Source organism: Veillonella sp. oral taxon 780 str. F0422 (assembly GCF_000221605.1).
In the GTDB taxonomy this organism is placed as follows: domain Bacteria; phylum Bacillota; class Negativicutes; order Veillonellales; family Veillonellaceae; genus F0422.
Genome location: NZ_AFUJ01000005.1, coordinates 55,026 through 69,926 on the forward strand (window position 1 = coordinate 55,026; position 14,901 = coordinate 69,926).

The following is a 14,901-nucleotide window of genomic DNA, read 5'->3' on the forward strand; positions in this document are numbered from 1 at the left end:
TGGATTTATCTGTTCTGTATGCCTATTATGCATATATTTGCATATATGGTTGACAATAATAAGAAAAATGAGTAGTATTTATGAGAATTAACAAATGTCACACTTTGAGTAGATATTTAATCTTATATTTCTATAACAGTTTTGTAAGTAAGAAATTTCTTTCATAATAGAAATAAAAGAATTGAATGTATAGTGTGATTGTTAGATAGCTGAATAAGTCATTCAAACTAAAGGAGATGGTAGTATGATCGACATTTTAGATCGCGTGCAAGGCGCAGCGTTGCAAGCAAAAATTACTACAGCAGAAGAAGCAGCTAAATTGATTAATCCAGGAGACCATGTAGGTATCAGTGGTTTTACACCATCTGGTTACCCTAAAGCAGTGCCATTGGCTCTAGCAAAACGCATGGAATCAGATCCTTTCCAAATTGATCTTTGGACTGGTGCATCAGTTGGTGATGAAGCAGACGGAGCATTAACTCGTGTAAACGGTATTCGTCGTCGTTTCCCATATCAAACAAATAACGATACTCGCAAAGCTTTGAATAGCCAAAAAATTCGTTATATTGATATGCACCTTAGCCAAATGGCTCAACAAATCCGGTATGGTTTCTTCGGTGACACTGACGTAGCTATCATTGAAGCGGTTTGCATCCGTGAAGATGGTGGTATCGTTCCTAGTACATCCGTTGGTAATTCTCCAACATTTGTTAGCCAAGCTAAAAAAGTTATCGTAGAAGTGAACGTATCTCAACCAATGTCTTTGGTAGGTATGCACGATATCTATGAACCACAAGATCCTCCATATCGTGAGCCATTCCCAATCAAAGCGGCTGGCGATCGTATCGGAACAGATTACATCCCATGTGATCCTGCGAAAATCGTAGCTATCGTTCCATGTGATGTACCTGACACAACTCGTCCACTAGCACCAATCGATGATGATGCAAAAGCGATGAGTCAACATTTGATTAACTTCTTCTTAGAAGAGGTAAAAGCAGGTCGTTTACCTGAAAACTTATTGCCATTACAATCTGGCGTAGGTTCTGTAGCAAATGCTGTTGTGTCTGGCTTGGCTGAAGGTCCTTTCACAAACTTATCTATTTTCACAGAAGTTATCCAAGATGGTATGTTGGACTTAATCGATGCAGGTAAAGTAACAGATTGCTCTGGTACAGCATTATCCCCATCCCCAGATGGATTGAAACGCTTCTATGACAATATTGAAAAATACAGCAAACATATTCTCTTGCGCCCACAAGAGATTTCCAATAACCCTGGATTAGCTCGTAGACTTGGTGTTATCACTATGAATACAGCGATTGAATTCGATATCTTTGGTAATGTAAACTCTACTCATATCATGGGTAGCAAAATGATGAATGGTATCGGTGGTTCCGGGGACTTCACTCGAAATGGTTATATCTCCATTTTCTGTACGAACTCTGTAGCAAAAGGCGGAGACATCAGTTCCATCGTTCCTTTTGTATCCCACATTGACCATACAGAACATGATGTACAAGTATTCTGTACAGAACAAGGTATTGCCGATGTTCGTGGTTTGGCTCCAATTGAAAGAGCATACAAAATCATTGAAAACTGTGCTCACCCAGACTACAAACAAGAATTACTTAACTACCTCGAAAGAGCTATTGAAAAGACAAATGGCGCCCATACACCTATCTTATTAGATGAAGCTCTTTCTTGGCATAAACGCTTCACTGAAACAGGAAGCATGAAAAAACAAGGTTAATTTTTTAGGAGGATGATGACATGGCTAATGACAACTTAAAAGCCAAACTTGCTGAATACGAAGCAGCGTACGCTAAAAACTGTGAGAAAGTACCTGCACGTCAAAACTTACCAGAACAACCGGTATACACACCGCTTGATTTAGAAGGTTTTGATTATGAACGTGATCTTGGATTCCCAGGATTCTATCCTTATACTCGTGGTGTACAACCTACTATGTACCGTGGCCGTTTTTGGACAATGCGTATGTATGCTGGTTTCGCAACTGCTGAAGAGTCCAATAAACGTTACCGTTACTTAATCGAGTCCGGTGCAACTGGTCTTTCTTGCGCATTCGACTTACCAACACAAATCGGTTATGACTCCGACGACGCTATGGCTGAAGGCGAAGTTGGTAAAGTAGGTGTTGCGATTGACTCCTTAAAAGATATGGAAATCTTGTTCCAAGGTATCGACTTAGGTAAAGTTTCCACTTCTATGACAATCAATGCTCCTGCATCTGTACTTCTTGCTATGTACATTGCAGTTGCTGAAAAACAAGGTGTGCCTTCCACTGAACTTCGCGGTACAATTCAAAATGATATTTTGAAAGAGTACGCAGCTCGCGGAACTTACATCTTCCCTCCAAAACCATCCATGCGTTTGATCACTAATATTTTCGAATATTGCTCTCAATATGTGCCAAAATGGAATACTATCTCCATCTCCGGTTACCATATTCGTGAAGCTGGTTCTACTGCTGCGCAAGAAATCGCTTTCACAATTGCTGATGGTATTGCATACATCGAAGCAGCTCTTAAAGCTGGCTTAGAAGTTGACGATTTCGCAGGTCGTTTATCCTTCTTCTGGAACGCACACAACAACGTATTAGAAGAAGTTGCGAAATTCCGTGCATCCCGTCGTCTATGGGCACATATCTTGAAAGAACGTTTTGGTGCTAAAAAACCTAAATCCATGATGTTACGTGTACATACTCAAACAGCTGGTTCCATGTTGACTGCACAACAAGTTGACAACAACATCGTTCGTGTTGCTCTTCAAACTGCAGCTGCTGTAATGGGTGGTACTCAATCCTTACATACTAACTCTCGTGACGAAGCATTGGCTCTTCCAACTGAAGCATCTGTACAAATCGCTCTTCGTACTCAACAAATCGTTGCTTACGAATCCGGTTTAGCTGACGTAGTTGACCCATTGGGCGGTTCCTACTATGTAGAAGCTATGACTAATGCTATTTACGAAGAAGCGAAAGCATACATCCAAAAAATCGATGAAATGGGTGGCGCTGTTGAAGCTATCGAAAAAGGTTACATCCAAAAAGAAATCCAAGAGTCTGCTTATAAATGGCAAATGGAAGTGGAATCTGGCCTTCGTACAATCGTAGGTGTTAACAAATTCCAAGTAGAAGAAAAACCAGTTGAAGGTCTTCTTCGTATCGATGCTTCTGTAGGTATCAACCAATCCAAGAAAACACAACAAGTTCGTGCAGACCGCGATCAAACAGCAGTTGATGCAGCATTAGCTGCATTAAAAGCTGGTGCAGAAGATGAATCTGTAAACTTGATGCCATTAATCTTGGCTGCCGTTAAAACATATGCTACATTAGGTGAAATTTGTAACGTATTGCGCGGCGTATTCGGTGAATACCAAGCTCATTCCACACTATAATTAATCGAACCTATTTGGAGGTATAACATCATGGCAGAAAAACGTATCAGAGTAATCGTAGCAAAACCAGGTCTTGATGGTCATGACCGTGGTGCAAAAGTAGTAGCACGCGCACTTCGCGATGCTGGTTTCGAAGTTATCTACACAGGTCTTCGTCAAACTCCAGAACAAATCGTTGAAGCAGCTCTTTCTGAAGACGTTAACGTAGTTGCGTTATCTCTTCTTTCTGGCGCACACAACACATTGTTCCCTAAAATCGTTGAAATGCTAAAAGAAAAAGGCATGGGCGATGTATTAGTAGTTGGTGGTGGCGTTATTCCTGACGCTGATATCCCTGGCTTAAAAGAAGCTGGCGTATCCGCAGTATTCACACCAGGCACTCCAACAGCTGATGTAATTGAATTCATCAAAGCTAACGTAAAATAATATACTTGAGCTAGGCTCGGGCATCTATGTTCGAGCCTAGACGTATATATAATTGGGACGGTGACAATATGGATTTAATCAAAGAACTATTAGAAGGTTCTCGTCTTGCTTTGGCACGGTCGATCACGGCTGTAGAAAATGAATACGATAATGCTATCGATATTATGAAAGCTATTTATCCACGTACTGGTAAAGCTCGTATCTTGGGTATCACAGGTGCTCCAGGAGCTGGTAAAAGTACATTGACAGATAAAGTGGTTAAGCATTATCTAGAACAAGGTAAGAGGATCGGCATCGTTGCTGTTGACCCAACCAGTCCATTCTCAGGCGGCGCTATTTTAGGTGACCGTATTCGGATGAATGATTTGACATTAAATGAAAATGTATTTATCCGTAGTATGGGTACACGTGGTAGCCTAGGTGGATTATCTAAAAAAACAGCAGATGTTGTTAAATTAATGGATGCATTTGGCATGGATCTTGTTATCATCGAAACTGTAGGTGTTGGACAATCAGAAGTAGATATCGTTAAAAATGCAGATACTACATTGGTTGTATTAGTACCAGGTTTAGGTGATGATATCCAAGCTATCAAAGCAGGTATTTTAGAGATTGGTGATGTATTCGCTATCAATAAAGCAGACCGCGATGGCTGTGATAAGCTTAATGTTGAAATTGAAATGATGCTAGACCTAGATTCTCGTGAACTTGATTGGAGACCACCAATTAAGAGAACTATCGCTAGTAAAGATGAAGGTGTTGATGAATTAGTGGAAGCACTAGATGAACACTTTGAATATCTTGAAGATAGTGGAGAATTAGCAACTCGTCGTGCAGAACGTACTCACGATGAGCTCGTGGCGATGATTAATGAACAAATCATGCGCTATGTTCACGAACATGTTGTAGAAAGTGATGCTTTCAAACAAGATGTAGCAGCTGTTAATAATAGAACTAACGACCCTTATAGTGTTGTTAACTCGGTATTGGAAAAGTCATTAAAAAGATAATAAAAAGAATGATAAAAATCTAATATCGTGGTATCATATAAGTAATCGAAGGATGATAAAAATCACTTTCGAGTTGCAGCTCATTTGAAAGGAGAGTTATTATGGCATTCAAAGTATTACAAGTAGACCACATCGGTATCGGTGTATCTGACTTAGCAGCAACAAAAGAATTTTATAAAAACGCACTTGGTATGGAACATCTACCAGAAGATGAAGTGGTTGAAGAACAAAAAGTAAAAGTAAGCTTCTTCCCTTGCGGTGATGCTGAACTTGAGTTCTTAGAATCTACAACTCCAGATGGCCCTATCGGTCGTTTTATCGAAAAAAATGGTGGCCGTAATGGTATCCAACACGTAGCACTTCGCGTTGATGACATCAAAGCAGCTATCGCTGATTTAAAAGCAAAAGGTGTTCAATTAATTGACGAAGAACCTCGCTATGGTGCTGGTGGATCTGCAATTGCATTCCTTCATCCAAAAGCTACTGGCGGTGTTTTATTAGAACTTTGCCAACGCATGAAATAATAGACTATATCCGTAATTATTCTATGGAGGTGTAAAATGGCAACAGTTCAGGAAAAAATTGAATTATTGCACAAAAAGCTGTCCACTGTAAAACAAGGTGGCGGTGAAAAACGCGTAGAAAAACAACACGCGAGCGGTAAATATACAGCTCGTGAACGTATTGAAAAATTATTCGACGATAATAGCTTCGTTGAATTGGATCAATTCGTTAAACATCGTTGTGTGAACTTCGGTCAAGAGAAAAAAGAATTACCAGGTGAAGGCGTAGTGACTGGTTACGGTACTATCGACGGACGTTTGGTATTTGCTTTTGCTCAAGATTTCACAGTAGAAGGTGGCTCCCTTGGGGAAATGCACGCTGCTAAAATCGTTAAAGCACAACGTATGGCAATGAAAATGGGCGCTCCTATTATCGGTATCAATGACTCCGGTGGAGCTCGTATTCAAGAAGCAGTAGACGCATTAGCTGGCTACGGTAAAATCTTCTTTGAAAACACTAACGCTTCTGGCGTTATCCCACAAATTTCTGTTATCATGGGACCATGTGCAGGCGGTGCTGTATATTCTCCAGCATTAACTGACTTCATTTACATGGTTAAAAATACATCTCAAATGTTCATCACTGGTCCAGCTGTTATCAAATCTGTAACAGCAGAAGAAGTAACAGCAGAAGACCTTGGTGGTGCAATGGCTCATAACAGTGTATCTGGTGTAGCTCACTTTGCAACAGAAAACGAAGATGATTGCTTAGCACAAATTCGTTACTTGTTGAGCTTCTTACCAAGCAACAATATGGAAGACACTCCATTAGTTGACACTGGTGATGACCCAGCTCGTGAAGATGAAGGTTTAAATACTTTACTTCCAGACAATCCAAATATGCCTTATGACATGTTCGATGTTATCCGTGCAACAGTCGATAATGGTGAATACTATGAAGTACAACCACACTATGCACAAAATATTATTACATGTTTCGCACGTTTTGCTGGACAAAGCGTAGGTATCATTGCTAACCAACCACGCGTAATGGCAGGTTGCTTAGACATCAATGCATCCGACAAATCTTCCCGCTTTATCCGTTTCTGTGATGCTTTCAACATCCCTGTTGTAAACTTCGTTGACGTACCGGGCTTCCTACCGGGCACAAACCAAGAATGGGGTGGCATTATTCGTCACGGTGCGAAAATGTTATATGCTTACTCTGAAGCAACAGTACCTAAAATTACTGTTATCACTCGTAAAGCATATGGTGGATCTTACCTTGCAATGTGTTCCCAAGATTTGGGTGCAGACCAAGTGTATGCATGGCCTACATCTGAAATCGCTGTAATGGGACCTGCTGGTGCAGCTAACATCATTTTCAAACGCGATGAAGATAAAGATGAAAAAACAGCTAAATATGTAGAAGAGTTCGCAACTCCATACAAAGCTGCTGAACGTGGATTCGTTGACGTAGTAATTGAACCTAAACATACTCGTCCTGCTATCATCAATGCATTAGCAATGTTGGCAAGTAAACGCGAAACCCGTGCTCCGAAAAAACACGGTAATATCCCTCTATAAGATATTAGGTAGAGGCATACTACACACTTTGCTTCTTGCATGATTCTACTATCATGGTTCTCTATTAATGAGGTGAAAGTATGACAGATAATCCGTGGCTAATTATGGCCATCAATATGACAATTGTATTCGCCGTTCTAATTTTATTAGGCGTGCTTATGCATATTATTTATCTAGTAGATCCTACAAAAAAAAGTCAACTAAGGCTGAGGTAGCAGAGGTATCATCAGCCACAGCTCCTAGTGCGGTAACTACTACTAATCATGATGAAGTGGTTGCAGCCATCGTGGCAGCAGTATGTGCGATGGGATATTCCAAATCACAAATTGCTTCCGTAAGACCGATTGTGAGCACAGGTTGGAAATTGGACGGTAGACTGCTAGGTAGGAATGTAACCAGATAGTTTGGAGGAGAACTTAATGAATAAGACTACCAACGCACAAGCTGCTAACAAAGAAACAGAAGTTGTAGCGGCTATTGTCAGTGCTATCGTTGCTATGGGCTATTCGCAAAACCAAATTGCATCCATTCGCCCTGTAGTGTCTAATTCTTGGCGACTAGCTAGTCGTTTACAGGCCCTATAAGCTAATCTAAAGCTTATGAAAAAGTTTCATTACAAATAGGTAATTCAGGAGGAAGTTATAATGAAAAAGTTCAATGTTACAGTAAACGGTACAGTTTATGAAGTAGAAGTAAATGAAGTTGGTGGCGCAGCTCCAGTGGCAGCAGCACCTAAAGCAGCAGCTCCAGCTCCTAAAGCAGCTCCAGCAGCAGCTCCAGCTCCAGCAGCGGCAGCAGCTCCAGTACCAGCAGGCGCAGAAACAGTAAAATGCCCAATGCCAGGTAAAATCTTATCCGTAGCAGTTACAGCTGGCCAAGCAGTTAAAAAAGGCGATCTTCTTTGCATCTTAGAAGCTATGAAAATGCAAAACGAAATCTACGCTCCACATGATGCAACAGTAGCTGAAGTTCGTGTAGCAGCTAACCAAACTGTAGCAACTGGCGACGCTTTAGTTGTTTTAGGCTAATCATAACTTTATACTGCTTAAACTAAACCCTTCTAGTACTAAAGGAGGAACTCCATATGGACGCTTTTCTTGTTGCACTCAACTCTGTTTGGGTGGATAGTGGTTTTATTAGTTTCACAATGGGTCATGGTATCATGATCCTTGTCGGAATTATCTTATTGTATTTAGCTTTTGCGAAAGGCTTTGAACCTCTATTATTGAGTCCAATCGCATTTGGATGTATTTTGGCTAACATTCCTAATAATGGTTTCCATGAAGGCGTTATGAACCTGATTGGCTTAGGGATTAAATATGAAATTTTCCCACCTCTTATCTTCCTAGGGGTAGGTGCTATGACTGACTTCGGTCCACTCATTGCAAATCCTAAAACATTATTATTAGGTGCAGCAGCTCAAATCGGCGTATTCGTGGCTCTTGGTGGAGCGATGATGGTTGGATTTACTGCTAAACAGGCAGCAGCTATCGGTATTATCGGTGGTGCTGACGGTCCTACATCCATTTACTTAGCTTCAAAATTAGCTCCTGAGTTATTAGGTGCTATCGCAGTAGCGGCATATTCCTATATGTCTCTTGTACCATTGATTCAACCTCCGGTTATGAAGTTATTTACAACTCAAAAAGACCGTGAAATCGTAATGGAACAATTGCGTGAAGTAACTCGTTTTGAAAAAGTTGTTTTCCCAGTAGTAGCGACAATTTCCATTTCCTTGTTGTTACCACCGATCACTTCTTTATTAGGCATGTTGATGCTTGGTAATTTATTCCGTGAATCTGGTGTAACAGCTCGTTTGGCAGATACTTCTGAAAACGCTTTAATTAACACAGTAACAATCTTCTTAGCTACTGGTACAGGTCTTACAATGACAGCAGACAGTTTCTTAAATTTAGAAACCATTAAAATTATCGTATTAGGTTTAGTTGCCTTCATCGGTGGTACCGCTGGTGGTGTTATTTTCGGTAAATTAATGTGCTGGGCAGACGGTGGTAAAACAAACCCATTGATCGGTTCTGCTGGTGTATCTGCGGTGCCAATGGCAGCCCGCGTATCGCAAGTAGTGGGTTCACAGGCAAACCCTTCGAACTTCCTATTAATGCATGCGATGGGGCCAAATGTAGCAGGTGTTATCGGTACAGCTGTAGCAGCTGGTACAATGCTTGCTATGATGAAATAATTTGTAACAGTGTCTAGGCAATCCGCCTAAAAGGGTTGCCTAGGCTATTACAGATACTTTTATGATGAACTATATAGTTTGTCTTAAAGCGCTTTAGAAATACTCAGACTTTTTTCACTTTTATTATGTATGAGGTGACGCCTATGATATTATCAGACGAAGGAAAGGTTTTTGCTTGTATTTGTATTGCGCTTTTTATTTTTATCATCACCGCACTCCTATTAGGTGAAGAGCGAAAATCTAAATGGTTTCAAAAACGAAAAACATATAGCTTTTTTCTCCGCCGTGGCCTACTTGGAGAGTGGCTACATTTTGGATACCCTTGTACAGCAGAAGGGTATGGAGTAGCGGCGATTATGTTATTTCTTATTGGCCTATCTTCCTATATTATATACGCTTTTTTTTAAAGCGCTTTGCGGCTAATAAGGAATGTATCCCTTAGGGAGGAGTTGATTCTTATGGATCCGGCTGTACAAACCTTAATTGTCCTTGGTGTAATGGCGTTATTATTTGTAACAGAAATTATTCCACTTGCAATTACGTCTATCGGTGGTGCTATGGCACTTGGTTTATTAGGTGTAATTCCAATGAAACAAGTATTTAGTGGTTTATCTGATAGTACAGTAGTTTTATTCGCAGGTATGTTTATTATTGGTGCTGCATTATTCCATACTGGTTTAGCACAAAAAATTGGTATTTCCGTTGTTAATAAAGCAGGTAAAAGTGAAAATGGTCTTATGATTGCTTTGATGCTTGTAACAGCAGGTATGTCATCTGTGCTTTCTAACACAGGTACGGCAGCAGCGTTATTGCCAGTAGTTATTGGTATTTGTGCATCTGCTAAAATCCCAGCGTCCCGTCAATTGATGCCTATGGCATTTGCAGCAGGGATTGGTGGTATCATCACTTTAGTAGGTACACCTCCTAACATCATCATCAATGGTGCATTAGGCCAAGCTAAACTACCTCAATTCGGTTTCTTTGAATTTGCATGGATTGGTATTCCTTTAACAGTTGCATTTATGATCTACATGGTAACAATTGGTAAACTTTTTTTACCTAAACATGATGGTAATGCAGATGCTGAAGTAGAACAAGAAGTAGATGCTAGTGAAATTTCTAATGATCCTAAAAAAATGTGGTACTCTGGTATTATCTTATTAGGTGTTGTATTATTCATGGCATTGTCTGATCCATTGAAAAGCATTGGTATTAACGTTCCTCTTCATGTAGCCGCTATCGTAGGTGCTATTTTAGCCGTATTAGCTGGTTGCTTAAAAGAGAAACAAGCATATCAATCGATAGATTGGGTAACTATTTTCCTATTTGCTGGCATGATGCCAGTAGCGGCCGCGATGAATGATTCTGGGGCTGGTAAAATGATTGCCAATGCAGTAGTAGGTATCATGGGTGATAACCCAAGTCCTTACTTTGCAACAGCTGTATTATTTATCTTATCTTGCGTATTAACACAATTTATGTCCAATACAGCATCTTGCGCATTGTTAGCACCAATTGGTATCTCCATTGCTCAAGCGATGGGCGCAAGCCCTCATGCAGTACTTATGGCGATTGGCGTTGCCGCATCTTGCGCATTCGCTACACCAGTAGGTACACCACCTAATACAATTGTATTAACACCTGGTAATTACAAATTTATGGATTATGTGAAAGCAGGTACTCCATTAATCCTGGTTTGCTTCATCGTAAGTCTTATCGTGATTCCAATGGTATGGCCTTTCAATATGCCATAATGTAACATACTTTGCTTAGGTATAATGTAAAATTAAATAGGTAATAGATAAGGACTGACGCAGAATCTTGTTTGCAAGATTTTGTAGTCAGTCCTTTTTATGAAAGGTATTAAAAGAAATAATCTAAAAGGATTGCATATACTTTTATAGCATGGTACATTAGTAATGCAAATAATTATTTAGAATAGTTAGGAGCTATTATAATAGTTTAATAAATAGTAGTTAATACTAGGTTTTATATACTAATAATAAGAAGGTGAATGTGTGAGACCTACATATGTAGAAATTGATACAGCACAAATACGAAGTAATTTACGGAAAATTAAAGATTGTTTACCAGAGTGGTGCACGAGTACTGCAGTGGTGAAAGCAAATGCTTATGGACATGGTAGTGTTATGGTAGGACGTATTGCCGTAGAGGAAGGGTATGAGTCGCTAGCCGTAGCTTTTCCAGAAGAGGCGATTCCTTTGCGTGAGGCAGGTATAACGGTACCTATTTATCTATTAGGTCTGACGCTGCCCCAATCCTTTGATTTAGTGATAGAAGGGCATTCTAGACCTGCTATTTGTGAATCCACAGATTTAGAAGCGTTGAATGAATGTGCTCGTCGACATGAAACAATTGTAGAGTGCGCTATTGCTGTAGATACAGGTATGCATCGTATCGGTAGTAAGCCAGATGATGTATTAGCATTTTTAGAAACAGTAGAGTCTTATGAATATTTACGAGTAGATGGATTTTTTACACACCTAGCCAATGGCGATGCTGCGGATCAAACTCATGCCAATCAACAAGTACAACAATTTCGAGATGTGGTGGAGTTAATTCGTGCCAATCGTACTGAGGATTATCGCTTTTCTTTAGCCAATAGTGCTGGATTGTTGGCAGTAAGAGATAGTTTATTTAACGATGCTCGACCAGGTATTATTCAATATGGCATTATGCCTTCCATGGATGTGCCTAATCGATTGGGATTGAAACCAGCTTTGAGTTTATATAGTAAGGTAGTACATGTACAACATTTACCCAAAGGGTCATCTATCGGTTATGGAAGTACCTATACAACGATGGCTGAGGAAACGATCGCTACTATACCTGTGGGTTATGCCGATGGATATCCTAGGGCGTTGTCTAATAAAGGCTCTGTGCTTATCCATGGTACACGCTGTCCTATAGTAGGGCGTATCTGTATGGACCAATTTATGGTGAAAGTACCAAGTCATATTACCGTAGCTCCAGGAGATGCTGTTGTGCTATTAGGACAACAAGGACAAGAGAGTATTACAGCGCTTGAATTGGCTTATTTGGTTGGGACCATTCCTTATGAAATATTCTGTAATTTCTCAGAACGGGTGCCAAGACATTATATTTAGAGGCTATCTTGTTACACCCCCCTTTTACTAGAGATATGTTGTTACATTCTCCTTTAAGCAATATAACTATAAATGTAACTACAATGATAAGATTAAGATGAATAAAAAGAATGCTCTACTTAGGTTCTCTTTGAGAGAGGCACTAGGTAGAGCATTTTTATTGTAATTTGTATGTACACTATACGTATTGTAGGCTATATAGAGTTTCTTATTTATTGGTTTTCATATATGGGAGAGCTAAATAAAGAACGTGCTGCATTTTCGATATATAAGGCTGTATTAGATTGGTTCATTGTGTATAGATGAATACCAGATACGCCTTCTGTTACAAGGTCTACGATTTGATTTAAGGCGTAGGCAAGGCCAGCATCACGAAGGGCGATTGGATCATGCTCATATTTGTCTAAAATAGCTTTAAATTTGCGTGGAATAGCGGTAGCATTGCTTGTTAATAGACGCAAAGCTTGGTTGCGGTTGATGATAGGCATTACTCCGGCTAAGATTGGTACATCAATGCCTGCTAAAGCGCATTTTTCTTGGAAATCGTAGAATACATTGTTATCTAAGAAAAATTGTGTTACTAATAGTTCACAGCCGGCATCTACTTTTTCTTTTAGAAATTTAATGTCCTGTAATTGATTGGGTGAGTCTGGATGCACTTCTGGATAGCAAGCACCAGAAATTTGGAAATGCGGAGCATAGTCTTTTACAAAATGTACGAGTTCTGAAGCATATTTGAAGTCTCCTACTGGTGGTAGGTCTTCTAAAATATCGCCACGAAGTGCCAGTAGCTTATGGATACCTAGTTGATCTAATTGATCAATAACGGAGCGCACTTGCTTTTTAGATAAATAAATAGCTGGTAAATGGGCTTTCGTAGGGATATGCAATGTATTTTGCACATAGTTGGATAACTTTATGGTTGTTTCTTCAATATTGCGTTGTTTATTACTGCAGGTAACAGAGATGAACTCTGGTTTTAGGCTTTTTAATTCATCTAATACAGTAATAATTTTTTCATCGCCTACTTGTGTGTTAGGAGGGAATATTTCGTAAGATAATGTTGGTCGTTTTTGTTGTATAGTTTCGCTCATGGCTGGTTCCTTTCATATCTGTAAAACATGTTCTTATGATACCAATTTTTTTCTATATAGACCAATTCTTAAAATATATAGTTTATTATAGGTAAAAACTATAAAATGTAATGAAAGTTAGAGTTTAGGGATATGCATATGAAATTAGCATAGAGAAAATAGGAGAATCGTATGCTATATGTATTGGAACTTTCAGTAGAAATCTATATAATAAAAGTATTCGGAATACTGCTATTGCTAGTTAGTTATAGTAGGACTTTCAGAAGAAGAGAAAAATGAGGGAATGTAATTCCTGTAGTCATAGAGTTGTGCATGTCTATTGTGCAAGAAAGGAGAAAGTGATGAGTCAATTACTAGAAGAAATTGAATCCTTGCGAGGATCCATGAAAACATTAAATGATTTTTTCTTCGACCATCCAGAACTAGGGAATGAAGAGTTTTTAGCCCATGGTAAATTAACAGATTTACTGGAAAGTGAAGGGTTTACTGTAGACCGTGAAGTGAGTGGTTTACAAACCGCATTTCGTGCTGTGTACCATGTGCAAGGAGGAGGACCGAAAATTGGACTTCTCTGCGAATATGATGCTTTAGAAGGTTTGGGTCATGCTTGTGGGCATAATCTGCAAGGGCCTTCCATCTGTGCAGCAGCTATTGGTTTACGTCGTACCTTGCAAGTGCCAGCTACCTTGGTGGTGTATGGGACACCAGCAGAGGAAACAGCATCTGGCAAATTGGTGATGGCAAAAGAAGGAGTTTTTGACGATTTAGATGTAGCTTTCATGATGCACGGTAGTGATTCTACCACGGTAGATGGCAAGTCCTTGGCGCTTAACTTGGTGAATATTAAATTCCATGGCAAATCGGCTCATGCAGCGATTGCTCCAGAAAAAGGCATCAGTGCGTTGGATGCAGTGTTATTATTCTTTAATGGTATGGAATACCTTCGTGAGCATGTACCAACAGAAGTACGTATGCATGGGATTATTACAGATGGTGGTAAGGCAGCGAATATAGTTCCAGACTATGCGTGTACACAGTGGTATATTCGTTCCTCTAGTCGCATTCGCTTAGATGAAGTAGTGGAGCGCGTGAAACAAGTGGCTCAAGGGGCAGCCTTGCAAGTGGGAGCTACTATGGAATGGGATGAAGTAAAAGCCTATGATAACAAGGTCAATGTGCAAAGCTTAAATGATTTACTCTTAAAGAATGCGGAAATCGTAGGCGCTCCAGATATTTCAGAACCGAGAAAGGTAACTGGTTCTACTGACTTTTCCAGTGTTACATTCCGCGTACCAGGAGCTTGTTTACGGGTTAAATTTGTAGGTAGAGGAGTGACTAGTCATTCTCAAGAATGGTTAGATAATGGGAAAACTCAATTAGCAGAGGATGCTATTATGTACGGAGCCAAGGGGATTGCTCTTACAGTAGAGGAAATTCTCACCACACCGGGCTTATTGGCTCAGATTCAAGAAGACTTTCAACAGTCGAAAGCAAATTATTAATTAGCCTATCTTCATAGGTAAAGGAGAAGTA

The 14,901-nt window shown here is 39.8% G+C and carries 15 protein-coding genes; 14 read left to right on the plus strand and 1 reads right to left on the minus strand.

Translation table 11 applies throughout. The annotated features are described in order from the left end of the window. The first annotated feature begins 244 nt into the window (after positions 1–244). The 13 genes from HMPREF9200_RS00560 to alr all read left to right on the plus strand — a co-directional run bounded on the left by HMPREF9200_RS00560 (position 245) and on the right by alr (position 12,274). Positions 245–1,753 (plus strand): acetyl-CoA hydrolase/transferase family protein, encoded by a 1,509-nt coding sequence (locus tag HMPREF9200_RS00560; protein ID WP_009352985.1) that lies wholly within the window; start codon positions 245–247, stop codon positions 1,751–1,753. 20 nt (positions 1,754–1,773) lie between these two features. After that, entirely contained in the window at positions 1,774–3,420 is a 1,647-nt protein-coding gene (locus HMPREF9200_RS00565) for a methylmalonyl-CoA mutase (protein WP_009352914.1), read from the plus strand. Between the two features lie 30 nt (positions 3,421–3,450). Then, a complete protein-coding gene (locus tag HMPREF9200_RS00570; RefSeq protein ID WP_009352817.1) occupies positions 3,451–3,846 on the plus strand; it encodes a cobalamin B12-binding domain-containing protein in 396 nt (131 codons plus the stop codon). Between the two features lie 68 nt (positions 3,847–3,914). Further along, positions 3,915–4,856, plus strand: a complete 942-nt coding sequence (meaB, locus tag HMPREF9200_RS00575; RefSeq protein ID WP_009352943.1) for a methylmalonyl Co-A mutase-associated GTPase MeaB — start codon at positions 3,915–3,917, stop codon at positions 4,854–4,856. A gap of 101 nt (positions 4,857–4,957) precedes the next feature. Then, entirely contained in the window at positions 4,958–5,380 is a 423-nt protein-coding gene (gene mce, locus HMPREF9200_RS00580; protein ID WP_009352819.1) for a methylmalonyl-CoA epimerase, read from the plus strand. 36 nt (positions 5,381–5,416) lie between these two features. After that, positions 5,417–6,946: a carboxyl transferase domain-containing protein gene (locus HMPREF9200_RS00585; RefSeq protein WP_009352916.1), complete on the plus strand. Its 1,530-nt coding sequence runs from the start codon at positions 5,417–5,419 to the stop codon at positions 6,944–6,946. A gap of 94 nt (positions 6,947–7,040) precedes the next feature. Beyond that, the gene (locus HMPREF9200_RS08610) at positions 7,041–7,349 is read left to right on the plus strand and encodes a hypothetical protein (protein ID WP_038144350.1); all 309 of its coding nucleotides are present in this window, start codon (positions 7,041–7,043) and stop codon (positions 7,347–7,349) included. A gap of 16 nt (positions 7,350–7,365) precedes the next feature. Then, entirely contained in the window at positions 7,366–7,530 is a 165-nt protein-coding gene (locus tag HMPREF9200_RS08615) for a hypothetical protein (RefSeq protein WP_009352831.1), read from the plus strand. Between the two features lie 60 nt (positions 7,531–7,590). Then, positions 7,591–7,974 carry a biotin/lipoyl-containing protein gene (locus HMPREF9200_RS00595; RefSeq protein ID WP_009352906.1) on the plus strand — a complete coding sequence of 128 codons (384 nt, stop codon included), beginning with the start codon at positions 7,591–7,593 and terminating at the stop codon, positions 7,972–7,974. Between the two features lie 56 nt (positions 7,975–8,030). Continuing rightward, positions 8,031–9,146, plus strand: coding sequence for a sodium ion-translocating decarboxylase subunit beta (locus HMPREF9200_RS00600; protein ID WP_009352994.1), 1,116 nt, complete (start codon positions 8,031–8,033; stop codon positions 9,144–9,146). A 143-nt stretch (positions 9,147–9,289) separates the two neighbouring features. Next, positions 9,290–9,553 carry a hypothetical protein gene (locus tag HMPREF9200_RS00605; RefSeq protein ID WP_009352887.1) on the plus strand — a complete coding sequence of 88 codons (264 nt, stop codon included), beginning with the start codon at positions 9,290–9,292 and terminating at the stop codon, positions 9,551–9,553. Positions 9,554–9,604: 51 nt separating this feature from the next. Continuing rightward, on the plus strand, positions 9,605–10,900 hold the full coding sequence (locus HMPREF9200_RS00610) for an SLC13 family permease (protein WP_009352963.1): 1,296 nt from the start codon (positions 9,605–9,607) through the stop codon (positions 10,898–10,900). A gap of 264 nt (positions 10,901–11,164) precedes the next feature. Further along, complete coding sequence (alr, locus tag HMPREF9200_RS00615; protein ID WP_009352878.1) at positions 11,165–12,274, plus strand: alanine racemase; 1,110 nt, start codon at positions 11,165–11,167, stop codon at positions 12,272–12,274. Between the two features lie 212 nt (positions 12,275–12,486). Here the strand turns inward: alr and metF are convergent, their stop codons facing one another. Beyond that, positions 12,487–13,368, minus strand: coding sequence for a methylenetetrahydrofolate reductase [NAD(P)H] (gene metF, locus HMPREF9200_RS00620; RefSeq protein WP_009352852.1), 882 nt, complete (start codon positions 13,366–13,368; stop codon positions 12,487–12,489). 341 nt (positions 13,369–13,709) lie between these two features. Here metF and HMPREF9200_RS00625 point away from each other — a divergent pair, with 341 nt between their 5' ends. Continuing rightward, positions 13,710–14,870, plus strand: a complete 1,161-nt coding sequence (locus HMPREF9200_RS00625; RefSeq protein WP_038144352.1) for a M20 family metallopeptidase — start codon at positions 13,710–13,712, stop codon at positions 14,868–14,870. Positions 14,871–14,901: the final 31 nt, after the last annotated feature.

Bases quoted from the DNA above. Each gene is read 5' to 3' on its own strand.
- HMPREF9200_RS00560 (WP_009352985.1), top strand. From the start codon at position 245: ATGATCGACATTTTAGATCGCGTGCAAGGCGCAGCGTTGCAAGCAAAA.
- HMPREF9200_RS00565 (WP_009352914.1), top strand. From the start codon at position 1,774: ATGGCTAATGACAACTTAAAAGCCAAACTTGCTGAATACGAAGCAGCG.
- HMPREF9200_RS00570 (WP_009352817.1), top strand. From the start codon at position 3,451: ATGGCAGAAAAACGTATCAGAGTAATCGTAGCAAAACCAGGTCTTGAT.
- meaB (WP_009352943.1), top strand. From the start codon at position 3,915: ATGGATTTAATCAAAGAACTATTAGAAGGTTCTCGTCTTGCTTTGGCA.
- mce (WP_009352819.1), top strand. From the start codon at position 4,958: ATGGCATTCAAAGTATTACAAGTAGACCACATCGGTATCGGTGTATCT.
- HMPREF9200_RS00585 (WP_009352916.1), top strand. From the start codon at position 5,417: ATGGCAACAGTTCAGGAAAAAATTGAATTATTGCACAAAAAGCTGTCC.
- HMPREF9200_RS08615 (WP_009352831.1), top strand. From the start codon at position 7,366: ATGAATAAGACTACCAACGCACAAGCTGCTAACAAAGAAACAGAAGTT.
- HMPREF9200_RS00595 (WP_009352906.1), top strand. From the start codon at position 7,591: ATGAAAAAGTTCAATGTTACAGTAAACGGTACAGTTTATGAAGTAGAA.
- HMPREF9200_RS00600 (WP_009352994.1), top strand. From the start codon at position 8,031: ATGGACGCTTTTCTTGTTGCACTCAACTCTGTTTGGGTGGATAGTGGT.
- HMPREF9200_RS00605 (WP_009352887.1), top strand. From the start codon at position 9,290: ATGATATTATCAGACGAAGGAAAGGTTTTTGCTTGTATTTGTATTGCG.
- HMPREF9200_RS00610 (WP_009352963.1), top strand. From the start codon at position 9,605: ATGGATCCGGCTGTACAAACCTTAATTGTCCTTGGTGTAATGGCGTTA.
- metF (WP_009352852.1), bottom strand. From the start codon at position 13,368: ATGAGCGAAACTATACAACAAAAACGACCAACATTATCTTACGAAATA.
- HMPREF9200_RS00625 (WP_038144352.1), top strand. From the start codon at position 13,710: ATGAGTCAATTACTAGAAGAAATTGAATCCTTGCGAGGATCCATGAAA.